Raw genomic sequence first — 20,695 nt, 5'->3', positions numbered from 1 at the left:
CATGAAGGAAGGACGCCCGCGCTCGTTCTACGTGCTCGCGATCTTCTTCGCGGCCTATGTGCTGTTTCTCTATGGGCCGATGATCGCGATCTACGTGCTGTCGTTCCAGGGGCCGCAGGGCGGCCTCACCTTCCCGATGAACGGCGTATCGACCTTCTGGATCGCAAAATTGTTCCAGGGCACCGGCATCGTCGATCTCGGTGCCGCCTTCCGCCGCTCGCTGCTGCTCGGCATCGTCGTGATGATCGTCACCGTCGTGCTGTCGGTCGCCGCCGGCATGGCGTTCCGGCGCAAGTTCAAGGCGCAGAGCATCCTGTTCTACTCGGCGATCGCCAGCCTCATCGTGCCCTCGATCATCACCTCGCTCGGCATCTCGCTCGAGTTCCGCATCATCGACGACCTGATCAAGGCGCATTGGAACGAGAATTTCGAGACCTCGATGGGCCTGCTGACGTCCGGGCTCGGCGCGCACCTGACCTGGACGCTGCCGTTCGGGCTGCTCATCATGTTCGCGATCTTCAACCGCTTCGATCCGCGGCTGGAAGAGGCCGCGCGCGATCTCGGCGCGACACCGTGGCAGACCTTTCGTCATGTCGTGCTGCCGATCATCCTGCCCTCGGTGATCGGCATCGGCCTGTTCGGCTTCACGCTGTCCTGGGACGAGCTCGCACGCTCCAGCCAGGCGATCGGCGCCGTGAACACGTTGCCGCTGGATCTTCAAGGCCTCACCACCACCGTGACCAACCCCGACATCTACGCGCTCGGCACCGTGATCTCGGCGGTCTCGTTCACGGTCATCACGCTTGCGCTCGGCACCATTCACGTGCTCAACAAGCGGCAGGCGGCCAAGGGCTCGGACGCCGGCAAGGGACTCGTCTGAGATAAGGACTCGTCTGTTCCAATGCGGCTTCACGTCGTCAACCCCAACACAACGGCGTCGATGACGGCGAAGATCGCCGCTGCCGCGCGCAGCGTTGCCCTCGCCGACACCGTGATCGATGCGCGTCAGCCGGCGATGGGCCCGGTCTCGATCGAGGGGTTTTACGACGAAGCTTTCGCGGTGCCCGGCATGCTCGGCTGCATTCGCGAGGCCGATCGCGACGGCGCGGACGCACACATCATCGCCTGCTTCGACGACACCGGCCTGGATGCCGCGCGCGCCGCCGCCAAAGCGCCTGTGATCGGCATCGGCGAGGCCGGCTTCCACCTCGCGAGCCTGATCGCGGCGCGCTTTGCCGTGGTGACCACGCTCGGCGTCTCCATCGTGCCGATCGAGCACAATCTGCGCAAGTACGGCCTGGCCGAACGCTGTGCCCGCGTCCGTGCCGCCGAGGTCCCCGTGCTGGCGCTCGAAGAGCGCAACATTGATGCGCTCGGCAAGATCTCGGCGGAGATCACCGCCGCCATCCGTGACGACCGGGCAGAAGCGATCGTGCTCGGCTGCGCCGGCATGGCCGATCTCGCAGGCGAGCTCGCCGCGACGCACGGCCTTCCCGTGGTCGACGGCGTCGCGGCCGCGGTGACGCTAGCGGAATCACTGGTGCGACTTGGACTGAGGACCTCCCGGCTCGGGCCCTATGCGGCACCGCGCCCAAAGAGCTATTCCGGGCCGTTCTCGCAATTTCAGCCTTGATCCCTGCCCCCTGCGCGGCGCTCCCGGGCTGCAAGAGCCGCTGATCACTGGTTTTTTGCCGCTCAGCCTCTTTTTGGTCCCATTCCTTGCCGAAACGTAAGGCTTTCGGGACGCCCCGGTGACCCCTCTGGGTTGCCGGTCTTCGCCACTCACCAAGTTTCAATTTGGGTTTTGTCAGCGATGATCGATCTCGCCCAGGACAGGCCGTCCAACACCCTCCTTCGCCTTGGCGCCCAGCCGATCGCGCTGACTGCTGCAGCCCTCCTGCTGCTGATCGCGGGCGTGACGTCGATCGCAATCTGGCGGGCCTATACCGGTGCCGCCCCCGAGAGCGACCGGGTGGTGGCCTCGCGGCAGCTTCAGGCCCGCACCGCCCAGGCCTCCGAGCAGCTGGTCGAGAAGACCAAGGGGCTGGAGGCGACCCAGCAGGAATCGATCGACCAGCTCCAGGTGGTGCAGGACCAGCTTCAGACGATGAAGCGGCTGCTGGCGGCGCAACAGGCCGACACCAAGCGCCTGTCGGAGCAGGTTACGGCCTTGAACGAATCCATCGACGGCTTGCGGCAGTCCTTTGCCAGTGCACGGGCGACCGAGGTCGAGACTCCATCGGTTACCCGCAGGAAACCGGCGCGGCACCGCCACGCCAGCGCACGCAAGCGCTCGGGCGGCTGAGCCGGGCACGGTGCGGGAACTTTATTTTCGCCACTTGTGAACTGGATCACATTCGCCGGTATGATTCCGCGCGATGCTCGCCGTTACCGGATGGCGTGAGCCGATTTCAATATCCGGGGCTGGCAAGGTCGTTGACGGTATACTGCGTCAACGACCTTGTTTTTTAACAGCTATTTCGCCTCACTCGCAGACGTCGACTTGGCGGTAGCGCCATCCCGACGGGGTCATGACGCGCTTGCGCACGACGTAGCAGCCGCCATAACCGTCGTTGTAGCCGACGCCATAATAGGTGGGGCCGCCGTAATAGGGGTAGCCGTAGCCGTAATAACCGCCGTAGTAGCCGGCGCCGGCGAGACCCACCCCGATCCCGATCCCTGGCCAGAAGCCGCCGCCATGCCAATGACGGTGCCCCCAGCCATGGAAGCCGCCACCATGGAAGCCACCGCCGTGAAAGCCTCCACCACGTCCGAAACCGCCGCCCGCCTCGGCCTTTTGTGGCGCCGACAGCCCGACCGCCGCCACGGCCAGCGCCGTCATCATCATACTGCGTAACATCACTCGATCCTCCGCGTGGAGGTTGCTCCACGCTTCAAAGCAGGACCAAGCTACCGTCAGTCGGTCATTCGTGACAGCCACACTGTCTCACTTCCGCGCGAGCATCGGCAGCCCGCGGCAGATGCGAGCTGCCGCCGGCCGCTATGCCGCCGCTGCCGGCCGTTCGGTCCGATCCTCGACCATGGTTACGAACATGTGGGACTCCTCACCGGCGCCCCCCACCTGGATGCGGCGGGCGCAGATGACGCGGCGCCCGCGGACGGGATTATCGATGGTATCGATGATCGGCTCGAGCTGCTGCCGCTGTGCGAGCAACTGCTGGTCGCGCCGCTCGATCAATTCGGCAGCCTCCACGGAGAACATTTCCCGCGCCGTCTTGCCGATGATCTCGCCGCGCGACATGCCGATCATCTTCTCGGCAGCCTTGTTGACAAAGACGTAGCGCAGATTGCGCGCGTCCTTGGCGATGATGCCCTCGGCCACGTTCTCGATGATGGTGGCGAGAAAGCGCTCCATCCGTTCGAGAATGCGTTCGCGGTGGCGCTGTTCCGTGACGTCCTCCTGCACCGACACCCAGCCGCCGCCGTCCATCGGGCGCTCGTAGATCTTGATGATGCGGCCGTCGTTCAGCGCGATCTCGTACGACGTCGGCTGGCGTTTGGCGATGCGGTCGAGCACCGCCGCGACGTATTTCGTGACGTCGCCGCTGAACAATCCGCTCTCGACCCTGTGCTGGAGGATCTCCTCGAGACTCGACCCGGTCTGGATCGTCTCAGGCAGATTGTAGATCCTGCGGTAATTGGCGTTCATCGCGACCACATTGGCCTTGCCGTCGAGCATGATCAGCCCCTGCGGCATGTTGTTGATCGCTGCCGAAAGCTGCCACTTCTTGGCCTGGTACTTGTCGTTGAACTTGTCGCGCTCGGTCATCGCCGCGTCGCGCGCCTGCGCAGTGCCGAGCTCGAGCTCCTCGAGCTCGAAGATGCGCGCCACCGCGTCACGGAAATTCTGCACCGCGCGCGCAAGGCGCCCGATCTCGTCGTGACGGCGCAGATGCGGCACCTCGCTCTTGACGTCGCCCTGCGCGATCCGGTCGGTCGCCTGCGTGATATCGGCGAGCGCGCCGATCACCGAGTTCCGCATGACGACGACGTTCAACGCCGCGAGCATCAGCGCCGCGAGCCCCAGCGCGAACAGATAGGCGGCTGCGTAGCGGTGGCTGTCGGCGAGTTCGTCCGCCTCGCGGGCGCGCTGTTCGTAGATGCGCTCGAGCGCTTCGAGATCGCTGTTGAGCTTGCTGCGCAGGGTGCGATTGGCGTCGTTGTCGCCCCACTCGCGGGCCGCGGCCGGGCTGATCTCGACGCCGCGGCGCACCAGCTCCTGGCGGAAGTCGATGAATTGCTGGATGCGCTGGCGGAAGGAAGAGAACAGCTCGGCGTCGTCGTCGCCCACCGTGCGCTCCATGCTCTTCACGGCCTCGGCGAGCTCGCGGTTGCGCCGCACCAGCCCGTCCGCGAACTGCTTCATCGCGGCACGATCGGCGGACATGTAGATGCCGCGCGATTCCATCACGACGGCGTAGATCAGAGCGTTGATGCGCCCGACGCCGACCGCCGCGTCGGCGGAGGTGGCATGCAGGTGGCGATACGTCGTCTGCAGGCGCACTGACTGGACCGACATCACCAGCAGGAAAGTGGTGACGATCGCCAGGAAGGCGGCGATGCTGTAGACCTTCTCCGCGACCGTCAGCGTGTGGGCGCCGCGCACGAAACGGACCAATTTCTTCAAGAATTTGGTTCCGGCACTGAAGCCGGATTCCAGCGCCGCAGCTCCCATGGCGCCGCTCCTCCTGGTTGAAAACGCTGGATGATAAGCGTGATCGCGCTAGCAGAGGATTAAGGCGTCAGGCTGTATTTTTATGGTATGCCGTGGCACGGCTGAGGCGAAGCGCGGCCGGGCGGGCCGGTCAGCCGATCCGCTTCAAGCCCTGCTTGAAGCGCGGACCGTTGGCCACGTAGAACCGGGCCGCGCTCCCCATCTTCTGCACCTGGGCGTCGTCGAGGGTGCGGATCACGCGCGCGGGCGAGCCGATGATCAGCGAGCGTTCGGGGAACTCCTTGCCCTCGGTGATGACGGAGCCGGCGCCGACGATGCTGTTGCGGCCGATCTTTGCCCCGTTCATCACGATCGAGCCCATGCCGATCAGCGCGCCCTCCTCGATGGTGCAGCCGTGCAGGATGACGTTGTGGCCGACCGTGCAATTCCTGCCGATGACAAGCGGAAAGCCGAGATCGGTGTGGCAGGTCGAGCCGTCCTGCACATTGGCGCCCTCGCCGACCTCGATCCACTCATTGTCGCCGCGCAGCACCGCGCCGAACCAGACGCTCGCGCCCGGCTTCAAGCGCACCCGGCCGATCACGGTCGCGGTCTCGGCGATGAAATAATTGCCGTCGGCGGGAAGGTCGGGCGCCTGCCCGTCAAGCTCGTAGATGGCCATTGGCTGTCTCCTGTCGCATTGACGACTGGCATAGCCAAACGGCAGCCGCGACGCAAAGGGCCGGCCGCGCTCGAGGCACTTCGGATCAGACCAGAATGCCGGCAGCGCGCAGCGTCATCAGGAAGAAGGTGCCGCTCATCATGCTCCAAAAGGCGGCGATGACGGTTGCCATCATCACGAATTCCATGCGGCGGCTTTCCACCCGCACGCCGCGCAGCGTGTTGCGCATGATGATGAAGGGCGCGGCGAACACCAGGAAGGGAACTGCCGCGAAGGTTTTCGGGGCCACGCCGTCCTGCAGCAGGCCGAAGCCGGCGGGCCGCTGCGCCAGCGCCTGGTATCCGTTCACGAGCGCGCCCGCGAGCGCGAAACCGATGCCGATCGAGAAGAAGGTGTTGAGAGCTTCAGGTGTCATCGGAAGTGCTCCGCCCTTACACAACGCGCGTGCCTTCCTGTGACAAACAGAGCCCGTTAACGCTACATTATCCTTAAGGAAAGGTTAACGCGGCCGGCCGTCCCGTGCAGGGGCCGTCCCCGATCCAAGCGGCCGGGAACGCTGCGCGAAAGCGCCGTCGCATGGCATATTCGCGCTGATTCGTCGGCCATCGGCCGACCTCCGGTCGACCTCGCACAATTCATGGCATTGTTCTCGGCAGCTCCCCTCAGGTCCCCCCGCACGCGCACCCGGGCGCATGTCGTGCCGATCGTGCTCGGCGGCGCGGCGGCGGTCGCAGCTGTCGCGCTCGTCGCCTATCTGCTGTGGCCGACCTGGGGCAGCCGGGGCGCGAACGCGCCGGACAAGCTGCCGGTGAGCGTCGGCGGCACGTTGTTCAACCTGCCGGTGACCGCGATCCGGATGAAGATCCAGCGGCACTCGGGGCCGCAGGAGCGCATCGATCTCGACTTCCTCTATCCCTCGCTGGAGCCGCCCGGCGCGCCCAAGCACGTCACCTCCGACACGGCGGAAGCGGCGCTGCAGTCGATCGACCGCATCTTCCTGTCGATCGCGGCCCATCACGATGCGCTCTCGCCCGAGCAGCGCACGGCCACGATCTATCCGCGCTATCTCGACCCGGCCGCGGCAAGCCCAGCGGACGGCCTGACGATGCGCATGTTCCGCACCGACACGCCCTACGGCAACGAGGACCTCTATTCGGCCGCAAGCCCCGCGCTGACCGCGCGCTGCACGCGCGATGCAGCGACGCCGGGCATGTGCCTCGCCGAGCGCCGCGTCGGCGGCGCCGACCTCACCTTCCGCTTTCCACGGAGCTGGCTGTCGCAGTGGCGCGAGGTGGCCGAGGCGATGGAGAGGCTGACCGCGCAGCTGCGCGGGCCGCGGGGCTAAGGGCGGTCGGCTTACTGTCGGCTGGAGCCTCCAAACCAAAAAATCGAAAACAACCCCATGCACAGTAGCCAAGCGTTGGCAGCATCGAGTCTTTTCGTTTTTTTCGAATAATGATTGACCCATCGGGCCAAAACAGGGCATGATGGCCGTGATGCCTGGCACGGGGTTGCCCGGATGGCGCATGGATGTGTGACTGATATCACTGAGCATAGATTGCGATTGGCCATGCTGCGAATAATCTGACGCTATTGCATTCGGGGGCTGGAATGCGGCTTCGGCTGTTTGTTTTGTTGATGTTTGCGATCTGCGTGGGAGCGGGCCCGGCGCTGGCTGAGAAGCGCGTCGCGCTGGTGATGGGCAACTCGGCCTACAAGAACGTGGCGCGGCTGGCGAACCCGGCGAACGATGCCACCCTGGTCGGCGGCATGTTCAGGAAGGCCGGGTTCGATACCGTCGACATCAAGCTCGACCTCAACGGTTCGGAGATGCGCCGGGCGCTGCGTGACTTCGGCGGCAAGGCGCGGGATGCTGGGGTCGCGGTGGTTTATTACGCCGGTCATGGCATCGAACTGGATGGTGTCAACTATCTGATCCCGACCGACGCGACGCTGGAGACCGACAGCGACGTGCTGGACGAAACGATCGCGCTGGACCGCGCGCTGTTCGCGGTCGAACCTGCAAAGCAGCTGCGCCTGATCATCCTCGATGCATGTCGCGACAACCCGTTTGCCAAGACGATGAAGCGTACCATCGCCTCGCGTGCCATCGGCCGCGGCCTCGCCAAGGTCGAGCCAACCAGCCCGAATACGATGATCGCGTTCGCGGCGAAAGCGGGCTCGACGGCGTCCGACGGCGACTCCAAGAATAGCCCGTTCGCGGCGGCTCTCGTCGAACGTCTGCCGACGCCCGGGCTCGATCTGCGCAAGGCGTTCGGCTTCGTGCGCGACGACGTGCTCAAGAATACCGGCTACAAGCAGGAGCCATTTGTGTACGGCTCGCTCGGCGGCGACGACGTGGCCCTGGTTCCGGCCAAGCCGGTCGCGACCGGACCGCAGGCGAACTCGGACAGCGAAATCCGGCGCGACTACGAACTGGCGCTCCAACTCGGCACGCGCGACGTTTGGACCGCATTCCTCAATCGTTATCCCAGCGGCTTCTATACCGATCTCGCCAAGGCTCAACTCAACCGGATTTCTGCCGAAGACGCCCGCGCTGCAGCGGCCGAGAAGGCGCGGGCGGCCGAGGAGGAGAAGGCAAAGCTTGCCGCCGAACGGGCCAAGAAGGCCGAACAGGAGAAAGCCGCAGCAGCGGCCAAGGCTGCCGAAGATGCTCGGATCGCCGCGGAGAAGGCCAAGCAGATCGAAGAGGCCAAGGCGGCGGCCGCCGAGCAGCGCAGGAAAGATGCAGAAGCAGCTGCCAAGGCACTGGCCGACAAGCAGGCTGCCGAAAAGGCGCTGGCCGAAAAGATCGCCAGCGAAAAGGCAGCGGCTGAGCTAGCCGCCAAAGAGAAGGTTCAGCGCGACGCTGAGCAGAAGGTCGCGGCCCTGGCCCCTGCTCAATCGGCGCCGAGTGTGTCGCCGCAGGAGACGGCCAAACTCGTGCAGTCAGAACTCCGTCGAGTCGGATGCCTCGCGAGCAATGCGGACGGCGACTGGAATGCGTCATCACAGCGCTCACTGACGCTGTTCAACAAATATGCGGGAACGAAATTCGACACCAAGCTCGCGAGCTTCGAGGCGCTCGATGCGATCAAAGCCAAGCCGGGCCGGGTCTGCCCGCTGGTATGCAATTACGGCTTCAAGGCGGACGGCGACACTTGCGTCAAGATCACCTGCCGCACGGGCTATCGCATCAATGACGACAATGAATGCGAGAAGGTGCCCGACAAAAAGCCTGTGGCAACGCGCGAAGACGCTAAACCGCGGGACGACGAGCGCAAGAAGGTTGAGGCCACGCCCTCGAAGCCTCAGGCCACGGGACAAATCTATTGCAGCAGCGCGGGCTGTCGTCCAGTCCGGCCGGGCTGCCGACTTGAGGCGGGGACAGGAATTGGAAGGACCAACAACATCGGTGCTGGTAACGCCGAAATCTGCAATTGAGCACGTAAAGCCCAGAATCCTTCCGCGGAAAATTTCCTGGATTGCTTCGCTTCGCTCGCAATGACGGGTGTTGAGAGAGCGCGCCTCGATCTCAATGCGTGCCCTGGACGCAGCGCAGCGTCACTTGGACGGTGCGCTGCTGAGCCAGGGCCCATGCTGGATGCGGCGTGTGGCTTCTGGGTCCGGCTCTGCACTGCAAGGCCATAGCGAGCCGAAGACGCACGTAAACGCGCTTATGGAGCGTTGGAGTGCATCCGGGACATGAGAGCGCCGCGCAGGCGAAGGCTCCGCTTCCCTCGCGCACGACGGCATGACAACAATTACTCCTGATCGACCAGGTCGTCCTCGAGGATCGCCATCTGGAACTGGAACGAGCGATCGTCGTCCTCGTCGTCGACGAAGAGCACGCCGATGAATTCCTCGCCGATATAGACCTCGGCAGAATCGTCCTTCTTCGGCCGCGGCACGACGCGGATCTTCGGATTGCCGAATACGCGCTTCAGATACGCATCTAACTTTCTGACTTCTTTGACGTCCACGGCAAGTCTCCGATCGAAAATGGTCGGCGGGTTTTAGGACGAGATGCGGCGAACCGCCAGCACGAATTGTCAAAGAATTTGGCGAAGAAAAGGGCCGGAGAATCCGACCCTTCGCAGCAACAAGGCTCTCTCAGAGCCCCATCGCGTTGATCATCTGATCCATCGTGCGCGACGGCTCGGCGCAGCCGGCTTCGCCGACGATCTTGGCCGGGACGCCCGCGACCGTGACGTTGTGCGGCACCGGCTTGACCACGACCGAACCGGCGGCGATGCGCGCGCAATGGCCGATCTCGATATTGCCGAGAATTTTTGCGCCGGCGCCGATCAGCACACCGTGGCGAATCTTCGGGTGACGGTCCTCGTTCTCCTTACCGGTGCCGCCGAGCGTGACGCCGTGCAGGATCGAGACGTCGTCCTCGATCACAGCCGTCTCGCCGCAGACGAAGCCGGTGGCGTGGTCGAGGAAGATGCCGCGGCCGATGCGCGCGGCGGGATTGATGTCGGTCTGGAACACCGCCGAGGATCGGCTCTGAAGGTAATAGGCGAAATCCTTGCGGCCCCTCAGATAGAGCCAGTGCGCGAGGCGATGGGTCTGGATGGCATGAAAGCCCTTGAAGTAGAGCAAGGGATCGATGAAGCGCGAGGTCGCGGGATCGCGGTCGTAAACGGCGACGAGGTCGGCGCGGAAGGCGTTGCCGAGATCGGGGTCGTCGCGCAGCGCCTCGATATAGGCCTGGCGCACGAGGTCGCCCGACAGCGCGGAATGATCGAGCCGGTCGGCGACGCGGTGGACCACCGAATCCTCCAGCCGGCCGTGATGCAGCACCGCCGAATAGATGAAGGTCGCAAGCTCCGGCTCGCGGCGGACGATGTCCTCCGCTTCGCTGCGGATCCGGTCCCAGATCGGATCGAGCGATGCGAGCTTTCCTCCCGGATTGACCTGATGCACTGCCATGGGATCTGCTCTTTCGAATTGGCTGATTTTGTTGGCTCTATAGCACAGTCTAGGCGACAAAGTCCTGACGGGCTTGCCTGAGAGTGAACAGTGCCCTGCCTCGGAGATCAAGCCAAACCATTGATAAACAAGACTTTCTTCTGACGCCCCGAGCGGCAAGGTCGGCTCAAGGTGGTCAGAGTTTCGCCAAATTCAAGCCGGGCGGCGTCAAACTATTGGTGAATTCGCCTCCAACCGTTATTGCGGGCATGATCCGAGCGGGGGCAGAGCCGATTTGACCATCACCACCGATCAACTGCGCGCGCGCGCCGCGGGCTCTTTTTGGCTGCGGCTGGCCGCAATGGCCCTACCCCTCCTGATGATCGCGCCGGCGGTCTGGAACGGCTATCCGCTGTTGCAATGGGATACCGGCGGCTATCTCGCGCGCTGGTACGAGGGCTATCTCGTCCCCAGCCGCTCCACGGTGTTCGGCCTCTATTTGCACTATGGCGAGGGTTTCGGCTTCTGGATCAACCTCGCCGCCCAGTCGCTGGCGACGCTATGGCTGCTGCAGCTCACTCTTCGCGTGTTGAGTTTGATGCAGACCTTCCGCTTCGTCGCAATCAGCCTCTCGCTGATGCTGTCGACCGCGCTGCCCTGGCTTGCGAGCATGCTGCTCACCGACATCTTTGCCGGGCTCGCGGTGCTGTCGCTGTTCCTCCTGGTGGTCGGCGCAAACCGCACCTCGGCGATCGAGAAGATCTCGCTGTTTGTCTTCAACGCCTTTGCCGCGGCGACCCACAGCGCCACGCTCGGCGTGCTGCTCGGACTGTGCGCCGCGGGCTGGATGGCGCGGCCGTTTCTGGGCGCGCGCCTGCCGCTGGCCGGACTACTGCAGGCGAGCCTCACCATCGTCGCGGGCGGCTTGATGCTGGTGTCGGCGAATTATGCGCTGTCCGGCAAGCTGGCCTGGACGCCCGGCGGCTACGGCGTCGCCTTCGGCCGCATGATGCAGGACGGCATCGTCGCGCAATATCTCAACGACCGTTGCCCGCGCGAACGTTACAAGCTTTGTCCCTACCGCAACGAGCTGCCGGCGAGCGCCGACGAATTCCTGTGGGGCAAGAGCGTGTTCAACACGCTCGGCCGTTTCGCAGGCATGAATGAGGAGATGGGCACCATCGTCGTGCAGTCGCTGAAGGATTATCCAGCCTGGCAGGCCGGCGCGGCGCTTCGCGCGATGGGACAGCAATTGCTGCACGTGGCGACCGGCGAAGGCACCAACGGCTGGATCCCGCACACCCGCGGCATCATCGAGCGCTACATCCCCGCACAGGCCGCGCCGATGCGCGCGGCGCGGCAGCAGAACTGGGGTGTCAATTTCGATGTCGTGAACTGGCTGCATGTCCCGGTCGCGCTGGCCTCGATGCTGGCGCTGCTCGCGCTGCTCGGCCATGCGCTGGCAAGGCGCCGGCTGGACGATCTGACGCTGCTGGCTGGGACGGTGACGCTGGCGCTGCTCGGCAACGCCTTCATCTGCGGCGTGATCTCAGGGCCCCACGACCGCTACGGCGCGCGCATGGTGTGGGTCGCGACGTTCGTGGTGCTGATGGCCGTGGGGCGGCGGCTGGGCGAGGACGGCAAAGCAGGATGAGATCGGGGTGAAGCCTCATCGCTCCCAATCTCCTGAGGGAGTGGACGATGTGTACACATTTGCACAGTTTAATGCGGCAGCCGTCTCGGTCAGGTAGGCTGTTCGCATGGACCGAGAATTCCGCCGCCTCGAACATGCCGCCCGCGAGCAAGCAGCACTGTCGGCTGACGGGCGCACCAAGGCTGCGCTGCTAGAGATCGCCGAAGAATACCGTTTGCGCGCCGACTACCTCGAAGCTCAAAAGCGCAGCCCTGCTGATTAAGTTGCAATATCGCTTGCTTGGCACTCTGACGGCATTGACTGCCAAGCCGTTGAGGAACAGTGTGTTCCATCACCGCCCGGTCCGTGGCTTCAATCGGTGACAGAGAGACCGGTTGTGCTCCCGCCCTACTCCAACAGGGAGCAGCGTCATGCCGATTCTACGGCTGATTGCGAATGTCGATCTCACCCGCGAACAGGAACATGTTCTTGAACTCGCCTTCAACCATGCCTTGCGCAAGCTCGACCTGGTGGATCGAAGCGATCCGATCTGTGATCTTCTCGCCAAGAGGATGATCGACATTCACATGCGCGGCGTGACTGACGCTGTCGCTCTGGCCGAAATCACCGTCCGGGAAATCAGAGCACCGAAACAATAGGGCCCGAGATCGGTGACGCCGTTGAGCGACGGCGCCTGGCACTGTCGCCATAGTTTCACATCGCCTTGGCGAGCGCGAACAGCCGGAAATCCTCAAGCGCCGCGTGCCGGTGGGGCGCCACTTCGCGCCTGTAAGTCTCGGTGTCGACGATCGAGCGGAAGGTGGCAAAGTCACCGTACTTATTGAGCGCCGCTTCGTCCCAGCGTTCGCTTGGCGAGCCGACGAGGCTCGCGAGGATCGGCCCGGAAAACGTCGGCGCGATCGGCTTGCCGGCTGCAAGACGCCGGAATGCCGGCCTGTAGCGTTCATGAAAGGCTTCACGGCCCGAGCAGGGCGCGGCGTCAAAGCCGTCCTCGTAACGCGCCTGCGCGCGGTAGCGCAGCAGATTGAGCATATAAACCGGCTGGCCGGATGGAATCGCCCGCTCGGCGGCGTCGAGGGCTTGCAGCGTAATTTCGATAGGGTTCATCGGACGTCCCGCGTTTCCAGCGCCGCAGAATGCGTGCTGATACTCCCCGATTAGCCGTTCTCGAATGGGTCTTGTAGTGACCGTCTGGCCATGGCTATGTGGACTTCATGTCCACAACGACTTTGCCTCCCGACCTTTCGCGCCTCCTCGCCTTCGTCCGCGTCGTCGAGGCAGGCTCCTTCGCCGAAGCCGCGCGGCGGGCGGGGACGACCACATCGGCGATGTCCAAGGCGGTCGCCCGCTTCGAACAGGCTCACGGATTGCGGCTTTTGCATCGCTCCACCCATTCGTTGGCGCTGACCGAAGAGGGCGACCGGCTGATGTCGGCGGGACGCGCGTTGGCCGAAAGCCTCGCCCGTGTCCAATCCGCGCTCGGCGAAGTCGCGCGCGACGATGGCGGACGGGTGCGCGTGACCGCCCCCGCCTCGTTCGCGCGCGCCTGCATCCTGCCACGGCTGCCCGCGTTCCTGCGGGAACGGCCGGAAATCGAGATCGAGGTCAAATTCCGCAACGAGATTCTCGATCTCGCGGCGGAAGGCGTCGACATCGCGATCCGCACAGGGCCGCTCGATCGCGCGCCCGGTCATCAGGCGCGGCGGCTTTGCACGTTCTCCTGGATCGCTTGCGCCTCGCCTGCCTATCTGAAAGCGCGCGGCGCGCCGGCCACTCCCTTCGAGCTTTCCGCGCACGAGCACGTCGGCTTCCGCAATCCCGCGAGCGGTCAGATCCTGACATGGCGCTTCGCCGATCCGCGCGGCAAAGGACCCATTCGCGTCACGCCCAAGCCCAAGCACATTTGCGACGACGCGCACGCTTCGCTGGCTCTGATCGCGAATGGGTTCGGGATCGGCTGGGGGCCAGCGTGGCTCGTTGGCGAAGACCTTCGCGCCGGCCGGCTGGTCGAGGTGCTTGCGCCCTGGCGCGCGCCTGGGGAACCCCTATGGATGCTCCGCACCTCCGGCCGCCGCCCGCCCCTGCGCACACAGCGCGTCATATCGTTCCTCAACACGCTTCCCGCCGCGTTCAGCGACAAGGCGGTGTGAAGCAGCGGTCGTCACCGACATTCGGTCGCCAGGAAAATGAGCTCCAGGCGGCGGCTGCCGGTGAGGTGTGGATTATGCGATCCCGTCTTGCATCAACCAAGGGTTTGAGATGTCCCGATTACATTGGATCGAGATTCAAGCGGCTGGACGAATAGCGATTATGGCGCGTCCTCGCGCCGACGAGTGGTTGGAGATGGAAGTCATTGAGTGGAAGGACGCCCGAGTCGATCTGGTAGTGAGCCTTCTCGAGCGCGAGGAGGTTTCAGAGCTTGGGTTACAGCGTGAAGACGAGGTTTGTCGTTCTAACGGAATCGACTTCATCTCTTTTCCGATTCCGGATCGGGGATTGCCAGAATCGCGACCGGAGGCATCGCAGATCGCTCGCTTATTAGCCAGCGGCTTGCGAGATGGTCGTTCTATGGCGATCCATTGTCGCGCGGGGATCGGCCGATCTTCGGTAATTGCAGCTTGCGCACTGATCTGTTCCGGAATCCAAGCGAAGGAAGCTCTTGAGCTGATTGGAGCTTCGCGGGGCTTGATCGTGCCGGACACGGATGAGCAGCGCGATTGGGTGATGACCTTTGGCCCGGCGGAGCGCGGCGATGCGCCACGTACCCGATAGGCCATGCAATGTCGCCTCAGCCGCGGCGTGACAGGAAGTCGAGCACGCCGGTCTTGTAAACCTTGTCGCCGACTGCACGCATGTGGTCGCGATTGGGAATATCGAGCACTTCGGAACCCGGTATGATCGCGCCGAGCGCGCTGGCGCTTCCTGCGACATCGTCGGCGCTGCCGACCGCGATCAGCACCGGCACCTCGATGCGCGCGGCCTCTTGCCTCGTCATGAGATCGCGCGTGCCGCGCAGGCACGCGGCGAGTGCACGGCGGTCGGAGCGGGTCTGGTCGGCGAACGCGCGAAACGTGCGGCCGACGGGATCGGTGACGTCGTCCAGCGCGGGCGCCTCCAGCGCCTTGGCGACGTTCTCGCCGGGACCGCTGCCCTCGATCAGGCCGCCGATGCCGATGCCGCCGAGGATCGCCGAGCGCAGGCGCTGCGGCTCGTTGAGGGAGAGCCAGGCCGTCATCCGCCCGCCCATCGAATAGCCCATGATGTCGGCCTGCGGGATGGCGAGGTGATCCATCAGTGCGAGCACGTCGCCGGCCATTACGGGTATAGAATATTGCGCGGGTTCGTAGAGCTTTGCGCTCTCGCCATGGCCGCGATTGTCGAGCGCGATGACGCGGCGTCCGTTCTTGCGCAGCTCCGACACCCAGGTCGGATAGACCCAGTTCACGTTCTTGCTGGAGGCAAAGCCGTGCACCAGGATGATCGGATCGCCCTCGCCTTCGTCGAGATAGGCAATTTCAACGGCGCCGTTGTGAAAGCTCGGCATCAGCAGTTCCGTGGGATCTTGTGGGGGACAGCTCGATCTTAGAGCACGATCCGGCAAAGTGTGCAGCGGTTTTCCGGCAACATCATGCTCAAACAATAGCCCGAAGCGGATCGCGCCTCAGGCCGTCGCGGCCGCGTTAGCCAAAGCAGCGTCGGCCGCCATCTGGGCGCGGCGCAGCCGCCGCGCCCGCCTGCGATCGCACCAGGCCTGGGTCAGGCGCTCGGTCGTCGCCTTGATGGAGGAGAGCAGGCCGAACAGCGTCACGACCGCGCCAAACAGCCACATCGCCAGATCGAACGCGCCGCCGACGAGCAGCAGCGCGCCGCGGCCGAGCAGCTTGATGATCGCGCGCGTCTTGCCGCCTTGCGCTTCCGCAAGCCGCACGGCGCGCGCGACGTCCTTGGGGCCCTCGGCGATGCGGAGCGTATCCATGGCCCCGCGCGTGCCGGTCTTTCCGGCGACGCGCGTGACGTCCTTGCCGAGCCGGACCAGCGCACCGGCCTTCTCGGCCCGGAACGCGGCCTTGATCGCGCTCACGGTCTGGCCTGGGCGCAGCACCGAGCCCGATGCCACCGCGTTCCGCAGCATCGGCGCGTCGACGACCTCGCGCGCGGACCGGCCGGCCCATGCGGCGAGCCCCTCGCCGAGCCGTCCGAGCTTGCGCGCATCCTTCACCAGCGTCAGTCCTGCGCGCACCGGCGCGGCACCGCCGACGGAGATGTAGGTTGCCGCCGTCACCGCAAGGCCGGCCGCCGCAAGGGAGAGCACGAGGCGGTCGGTGTCCTCGCCCATGGCGAGGTGCTTGCCTTCGCGCACCACGTCCCTGATGTCGCCGAACACGAAGAGATCGCCGGCCACGGTCCCGGACAGGCTGGCGACGTCGTCCGCGTTGCCGGTGACGAGACCGGTGGCGAAGCGCTTGGCGAAATGCGCGGTGGAATTCTCCGCTTTCACGGCATCAGTGACGCGGCTCAAGAGGTCGTCGGGAAGCGCGATGTTGCGCTCGCGCGCCAGCGTGACGAAACTGTCGGCGAGATCGGCATCGCCGGCGGCGAGCGCGGCCTCGATATTGTCCTGAACCAGGCGGTCGTTGTGCCGGAGCAGTGCATCGAGCTTCAGCTCGGAGAGCGCGACCGGATCGTCCTGGGCAGCCAGGATCGCGCCGGCCTCGCGGGCATGCGGCGCCACCTGCGCGAGCACGAAGCCGCACACGGCCATTCCCGCCAACGCCGTACTGATTCGCAGCCACTTCATGTGGAAAAGCCCGGATGCCCTGAGATCGCTTGCGCGGAACACTACGTCTTTCGTCCCGGTTTCACGCAACCACAGAGATAGTATGCCAAAATTGCGACACAACGTCCCCGACGAAAGAAGGGCTTCTCTAGGGGCGCAAGATTGTGTCGAATTTGCATGAGCAAATGAGCATGGGGCGCTTGCGAAGCTTTTCGGTTCCGCTGGACTAGCAATCACCTGTACCCGCCAGTATGGTCCGCAGCGCCTCAAAGATGCCGCGTAAGTTCGTGATTGTATCTGCCGCCATTGCCACTCCAGGATGAACTTCGATGTCCGACCATGTCGTCCCGCACTTCCATAACGATGCCGGTGTCCCCGTCATCGAGATCGGCTCGCAAGAGTTCATGTGCGTGGGCGCCAATCCTCCGTTCGACCATCCGCACGTCTTCCTCGACCTCGGCAACGACAACGAGATCATCTGCCCCTATTGCTCGACGCTGTACCGCTTCGCGACCGACCTGAAGCCCGGCGAAGCCCGCCCGCCGGAATGTGTGCTGAAGGACAAGGTGGCCTGACCGCGTCCATCGGTTAAGGGGTGGCGCTCTCCCGAACGATCGTCGTCGCCGGTGCCGGCATCGGTGGCCTGACGGCCGCGCTCGCGCTCGCCGCCCGCGGCTTCCGCATCGTCGTGCTGGAGAAGGCCGAACGCCTCGAGGAGGTCGGCGCCGGCCTGCAGCTCTCGCCCAATGCCAGTCGCGTGCTGGTCGAGCTCGGCCTCACCGAACGCCTCAAGCTGCGCGCCGTCACCCCGGAAGCGCTCTCGATCATGAGCGCGCGCGCCGGCGGCGAGCTGCTGCGCATGCCGCTCGGCGAAGCCGCCTCGCTGCGCGCCGGAGCGCCCTATTGGGTGGTGCACCGTGCCGACCTGCAAGCGGCCCTCGCCGGCGCCGTCGCCGACCATCCCGACATCGACCTGAAGCTGGGCGCGACCTTCGAGGACGTCGCGCCTCACGCCAAGGGCCTGACCGTGGTCCATCGCAGCGGCACGATCCGCCGCAGCGATCTCGCCAGCGCGCTGATCGGCGCCGACGGCATCTGGTCGACGGTGCGCCAGCATCTGTTTCCCGAGGTGCAGCCGCGCTTTTCCGGCCTGATCGCCTGGCGCGGCACGCTCGATGCCACGCAATTGCCGAAGGACTATACCGCGCGCCGGGTGCAGCTCTGGATGGGACCGAACGCCCATCTGGTCGCCTATCCCATTGCGGGCGGGCGCCAGATCAACGTGGTCGCGGTGCTGCCGGGCACCTGGAACCGGGCGGGCTGGAGCACGCCCGGCGATATCAGCGAGGTGATGGACGCCTTTGCCGTCCCGCGCTGGCCGCCGGCGGCGCGGATGCTGCTCGCCGCGGTCGACAGCTGGCGCAAATGGGCGCTGTTCGGCGTGCCGGACGGCTGCCCCTGGAGCAAGGGTTCGGTGGCGCTGCTCGGCGATGCCGTGCACGCGATGCTGCCGTTCGCAGCCCAAGGGGCCGGCATGGCGATCGAGGATGCCGCCGTGCTCGCCCGGCATTTGAGCCTGGAGGCCGCCGAGAGCAGCAAAGCGGTTGCCGCCGCGCTGACGCAATACGGCCGGGCACGGCAGGCACGGGTGCGGCGGGTGCAGCGGACCGCGCGGCAGCAGGGCCGCATCTATCATCTCAATGGGCCGCTCGCGCTCGCACGCGATCTTGCGATCCGCGCGCTCGGCCCGCAGCGCATGCTGGCGCGACAGGACTGGATCTACGGCTGGCGGCCTTGATGCGGCGCGCCGCCGGCGCGGCGCCTCAGCGGGCCGCTTTGCCGGATTTCGACGCGGATTTGGCGCTGGCCGCGGGCGATGCCGGAGGCGGCGGCGCCTCGGGCGGCGTCTCCCGGCATCTGTTGCGGCGCCAGGCATCCTCGGCCAATTGGACCTGCCCGCGCACGGCGATATAATCGTTGCGATAAGCGAGTTCGGACACGACGGCCCCGCCGGCCCCGGTCTCGGCCTTCTCCATCAGCCTCTGCAGATCGGCGGTGCGCTTGGCGAGGTCCTTGCGCTCGGTCTCGAGCTGCTTGCAATCGTACAATTCGTATTTGGCGGGATCGGCAAAAGCCGGTGCGATCGTCTCGCTCACGCCGGCGCAGCCGGACAGCGCGAGGCCAGCCGCAAGCAGCGCGAACAGCGCGCCAAAGCCGCGCAGCGAAAAGGAAAACGAAGCAGCCATGCCGAATGAATAGCCCCCGTGGATTGAGAATGCCTAAAGCAGCAACAGATGTCCGGATTGAGGCTTTGCCTTGTGCCCCCGGCTCGCTTAAGGAAGAACCGTCCCTCCGGCGGCGAACGCGCCAATTCCAGACCGCCGGAACGGACTTAAGTGTTTGATCTCGTTGGATCAAGCGGGCATGGCGGAATTGGTAGACGCAAGGGACTTAAAATCCCTCGGTGCGCAAGCGCTGTGCCGGTTCGACCCCGGCTGCCCGCACCACTAGCTTGTATCACCCTTGCTCGAGGCGCTCGGGCTCTGCGCGGAAATCGAGCAGCACGATCCAGAAGCAGATCAGCGCGATGACGAGGAGGATGAAGGTGCCCTCGATCGGCGCGCCCAGAAGCGAGACCAGTGCCGGAAAGGCGAGGCCGATGCCGAGGATGGCGGCGAGCGCCAGGGACGGAAGATCGACGATGAGGATCGCGGCAAGAAGCGCGAGCTCGAAGAAGGCATATTCCTTCAGACGCGGCGAGCTGAGATAGAGCGCGAACATGGCGAGCACCGTGATGCGCATGCGCGGGTGATCCATCAGCCAGCGATCGAGCTGCGTCAGCAGCGATGCCCCTGCCCGCACCGATCCGCTCGCGGTCGCGCGCAGGACGGACAGCGCGAACGGCACGAGCACGAGCGCGAGTGCCGCGAACGCGTAGGCCGCCAACATCGACGGCTTGCCGTCACCGAAGCCGGCCTGGGCCATGAGGTCGCGCGCCAGCAGCAACAGCGACGGATTGGTCTCCACGAGACCGACGGCATGCTGGCCGGGAATTTGTCCTGCGATCGCGAGCAGCCAGCTCGCGAACAGATCTGGATAGAGTAACCGCGACAGCGCGAGCGGCAACGCGAAGGCGAACACGGCCACCGCGATCAAGGCCAGCTTGCGGCCACGCGGCAGCGGCAGGAAATAGAGCGCCGCCAGCACCGGGACGAACACCAGCTTGAACGAGGTCACGAGGCCGAGCAGCGCAGCGCCGGCGATGCGCCAGGAAAAGTTCGAATTCTGTTCGGATGCGAGCGGGCGTAGCAGGAGCTTCAGCGCGATCGCGGTCAGCACTCCGCTCAGCAGCGCAAAATTCCCCGACGCCACCACGAATTCGAAACCGACGAACGCGCCGAGCGCGCAGAGCACCTTCAAGCCAGCATCGCGCGCGCTGGCACGCGTCCGGCCAAGGCCGGGCAGAAGCAGCGCGCAGAGCACGGCGAGGACGAGAAAGATGCTTCGGTAATGATCGAGCAGAACGCCGCCCGCGCAGAGGGGACGGAAGACGTCCAGCGTCACCGGCAGATAGGGATAAGAATAGGTGGTGCCCTTCAGGTTCTTGACGAAGTAGGGATCGAGCCCGTCGGCATGCGCATCGACCGCCGCGCAATTGACCCGGACGTCCCAGCCATACGGCAGGTCGAGCGAGGCATCGTTGGCGAGATTACCGAGCACCAGCAGCGCGGTCAGCGTGACCACGCCGGCAAGCCAGACGTTGCGCCTGGCAGCCTTGGCCGCAGGCGCCAACCATCGTGCTGCACCTGATATGTCGGACACGGGCGATACCCTGTTTGGCTTCTCGCGGCGCCGTTGCGGCAGCCGGTCCGACCACAATGGACAGGACGGGTTGCCGATTCATCTCCCCGGCGTGCCGCGCCGATCTTATGGTGAATCCCTGGTTGCAGGCCCAACCCTCCGGCGATGCGGCTTCCGAAAACTCTTCGA

23 protein-coding genes and 1 tRNA gene are annotated in these 20,695 nt (G+C 65.1%); 13 read left to right on the top strand and 11 right to left on the bottom strand.

The genetic code is table 11. From position 1 onward, the window contains the following. Position 1 precedes the first annotated feature (1 nt). From XF30_RS16270 to XF30_RS16260, 3 genes are all read left to right on the top strand, one after another. Entirely contained in the window at positions 2-880 is an 879-nt protein-coding gene (locus XF30_RS16270; protein ID WP_025037151.1) for an ABC transporter permease, read from the top strand. A 21-nt stretch (positions 881-901) separates the two neighbouring features. Beyond that, positions 902-1,633 carry an aspartate/glutamate racemase family protein gene (locus tag XF30_RS16265; protein ID WP_109143297.1) on the top strand — a complete coding sequence of 244 codons (732 nt, stop codon included), beginning with the start codon at positions 902-904 and terminating at the stop codon, positions 1,631-1,633. A 180-nt stretch (positions 1,634-1,813) separates the two neighbouring features. Continuing rightward, a complete protein-coding gene (locus XF30_RS16260) occupies positions 1,814-2,305 on the top strand; it encodes a hypothetical protein (RefSeq protein WP_036015282.1) in 492 nt (163 codons plus the stop codon). Between the two features lie 180 nt (positions 2,306-2,485). On the opposite strand, the gene XF30_RS16255 is transcribed toward XF30_RS16260, so the two are convergent. The 4 genes from XF30_RS16255 to XF30_RS16240 form a co-directional block, all read right to left on the bottom strand. Continuing rightward, entirely contained in the window at positions 2,486-2,860 is a 375-nt protein-coding gene (locus XF30_RS16255) for a hypothetical protein (RefSeq protein WP_109143296.1), read from the bottom strand. A gap of 141 nt (positions 2,861-3,001) precedes the next feature. Next, positions 3,002-4,696 (bottom strand): PAS-domain containing protein, encoded by a 1,695-nt coding sequence (locus XF30_RS38520; protein ID WP_109143295.1) that lies wholly within the window; start codon positions 4,694-4,696, stop codon positions 3,002-3,004. A 130-nt stretch (positions 4,697-4,826) separates the two neighbouring features. Beyond that, the gene (locus XF30_RS16245) at positions 4,827-5,357 is read right to left on the bottom strand and encodes a gamma carbonic anhydrase family protein (RefSeq protein ID WP_036044000.1); all 531 of its coding nucleotides are present in this window, start codon (positions 5,355-5,357) and stop codon (positions 4,827-4,829) included. An 85-nt stretch (positions 5,358-5,442) separates the two neighbouring features. Further along, positions 5,443-5,772 (bottom strand): DUF6949 family protein, encoded by a 330-nt coding sequence (locus XF30_RS16240; protein ID WP_109143294.1) that lies wholly within the window; start codon positions 5,770-5,772, stop codon positions 5,443-5,445. A 222-nt stretch (positions 5,773-5,994) separates the two neighbouring features. Here XF30_RS16240 and XF30_RS16235 point away from each other — a divergent pair, with 222 nt between their 5' ends. Then, positions 5,995-6,702 (top strand): hypothetical protein, encoded by a 708-nt coding sequence (locus tag XF30_RS16235; protein ID WP_109143293.1) that lies wholly within the window; start codon positions 5,995-5,997, stop codon positions 6,700-6,702. A 266-nt stretch (positions 6,703-6,968) separates the two neighbouring features. Next, complete coding sequence (locus tag XF30_RS16230) at positions 6,969-8,801, top strand: caspase family protein (protein WP_109143292.1); 1,833 nt, start codon at positions 6,969-6,971, stop codon at positions 8,799-8,801. Positions 8,802-9,121: 320 nt separating this feature from the next. Here XF30_RS16230 and XF30_RS16225 read toward each other — a convergent pair whose 3' ends face one another. Both XF30_RS16225 and cysE read right to left on the bottom strand, forming a co-directional pair. Further along, the gene (locus tag XF30_RS16225) at positions 9,122-9,340 is read right to left on the bottom strand and encodes a DUF3126 family protein (protein WP_007602550.1); all 219 of its coding nucleotides are present in this window, start codon (positions 9,338-9,340) and stop codon (positions 9,122-9,124) included. Between the two features lie 130 nt (positions 9,341-9,470). Further along, entirely contained in the window at positions 9,471-10,295 is an 825-nt protein-coding gene (gene cysE, locus XF30_RS16220) for a serine O-acetyltransferase (protein WP_036015299.1), read from the bottom strand. A gap of 274 nt (positions 10,296-10,569) precedes the next feature. Here cysE and XF30_RS16215 point away from each other — a divergent pair, with 274 nt between their 5' ends. The 3 genes from XF30_RS16215 to XF30_RS37770 all read left to right on the top strand — a co-directional run bounded on the left by XF30_RS16215 (position 10,570) and on the right by XF30_RS37770 (position 12,566). Next, on the top strand, positions 10,570-11,928 hold the full coding sequence (locus tag XF30_RS16215) for a hypothetical protein (protein ID WP_192893164.1): 1,359 nt from the start codon (positions 10,570-10,572) through the stop codon (positions 11,926-11,928). A 106-nt stretch (positions 11,929-12,034) separates the two neighbouring features. Continuing rightward, the gene (locus XF30_RS38145; protein ID WP_156447197.1) at positions 12,035-12,190 is read left to right on the top strand and encodes a hypothetical protein; all 156 of its coding nucleotides are present in this window, start codon (positions 12,035-12,037) and stop codon (positions 12,188-12,190) included. 148 nt (positions 12,191-12,338) lie between these two features. Then, on the top strand, positions 12,339-12,566 hold the full coding sequence (locus XF30_RS37770) for a hypothetical protein (protein ID WP_146207712.1): 228 nt from the start codon (positions 12,339-12,341) through the stop codon (positions 12,564-12,566). Positions 12,567-12,621: 55 nt separating this feature from the next. Here XF30_RS37770 and XF30_RS16210 read toward each other — a convergent pair whose 3' ends face one another. After that, positions 12,622-13,035 carry a hypothetical protein gene (locus XF30_RS16210; protein WP_109143291.1) on the bottom strand — a complete coding sequence of 138 codons (414 nt, stop codon included), beginning with the start codon at positions 13,033-13,035 and terminating at the stop codon, positions 12,622-12,624. A 107-nt stretch (positions 13,036-13,142) separates the two neighbouring features. On the opposite strand from XF30_RS16210, the gene XF30_RS16205 reads away from it, so the two are divergent. Both XF30_RS16205 and XF30_RS16200 read left to right on the top strand, forming a co-directional pair. Continuing rightward, positions 13,143-14,078 carry a LysR family transcriptional regulator gene (locus XF30_RS16205; protein ID WP_109145733.1) on the top strand — a complete coding sequence of 312 codons (936 nt, stop codon included), beginning with the start codon at positions 13,143-13,145 and terminating at the stop codon, positions 14,076-14,078. A gap of 67 nt (positions 14,079-14,145) precedes the next feature. After that, positions 14,146-14,700 (top strand): protein-tyrosine phosphatase family protein, encoded by a 555-nt coding sequence (locus tag XF30_RS16200; protein WP_146207711.1) that lies wholly within the window; start codon positions 14,146-14,148, stop codon positions 14,698-14,700. Between the two features lie 16 nt (positions 14,701-14,716). On the opposite strand, the gene XF30_RS16195 is transcribed toward XF30_RS16200, so the two are convergent. Both XF30_RS16195 and XF30_RS16190 read right to left on the bottom strand, forming a co-directional pair. After that, complete coding sequence (locus XF30_RS16195; protein WP_036015305.1) at positions 14,717-15,472, bottom strand: alpha/beta fold hydrolase; 756 nt, start codon at positions 15,470-15,472, stop codon at positions 14,717-14,719. A 117-nt stretch (positions 15,473-15,589) separates the two neighbouring features. Next, positions 15,590-16,726 carry a hypothetical protein gene (locus tag XF30_RS16190; RefSeq protein WP_036015306.1) on the bottom strand — a complete coding sequence of 379 codons (1,137 nt, stop codon included), beginning with the start codon at positions 16,724-16,726 and terminating at the stop codon, positions 15,590-15,592. Positions 16,727-17,034: 308 nt separating this feature from the next. Here XF30_RS16190 and XF30_RS16185 point away from each other — a divergent pair, with 308 nt between their 5' ends. Together XF30_RS16185 and XF30_RS16180 are read left to right on the top strand one after the other, a co-directional pair. Beyond that, positions 17,035-17,280: a zinc-finger domain-containing protein gene (locus tag XF30_RS16185; RefSeq protein ID WP_038959577.1), complete on the top strand. Its 246-nt coding sequence runs from the start codon at positions 17,035-17,037 to the stop codon at positions 17,278-17,280. A 20-nt stretch (positions 17,281-17,300) separates the two neighbouring features. After that, on the top strand, positions 17,301-18,503 hold the full coding sequence (locus tag XF30_RS16180; protein WP_109143289.1) for an FAD-dependent monooxygenase: 1,203 nt from the start codon (positions 17,301-17,303) through the stop codon (positions 18,501-18,503). A 25-nt stretch (positions 18,504-18,528) separates the two neighbouring features. On the opposite strand, the gene XF30_RS16175 is transcribed toward XF30_RS16180, so the two are convergent. Beyond that, complete coding sequence (locus XF30_RS16175; RefSeq protein ID WP_036029720.1) at positions 18,529-18,951, bottom strand: hypothetical protein; 423 nt, start codon at positions 18,949-18,951, stop codon at positions 18,529-18,531. A 172-nt stretch (positions 18,952-19,123) separates the two neighbouring features. Here XF30_RS16175 and XF30_RS16170 point away from each other — a divergent pair. Continuing rightward, positions 19,124-19,212, top strand: a tRNA-Leu gene (locus XF30_RS16170). A gap of 10 nt (positions 19,213-19,222) precedes the next feature. Here the strand turns inward: XF30_RS16170 and XF30_RS16165 are convergent. Then, positions 19,223-20,527 (bottom strand): hypothetical protein, encoded by a 1,305-nt coding sequence (locus XF30_RS16165; protein ID WP_109145732.1) that lies wholly within the window; start codon positions 20,525-20,527, stop codon positions 19,223-19,225. Positions 20,528-20,695 lie beyond the last annotated feature (168 nt).

It is taken from the genome of Bradyrhizobium sp. SUTN9-2, assembly GCF_003122645.1.
Lineage (GTDB): Bacteria > Pseudomonadota > Alphaproteobacteria > Rhizobiales > Xanthobacteraceae > Bradyrhizobium > Bradyrhizobium yuanmingense.
The sequence above is the reverse complement of the archived record's forward strand: the minus strand, read 5'-3'. Positions and strand labels throughout refer to the sequence as shown.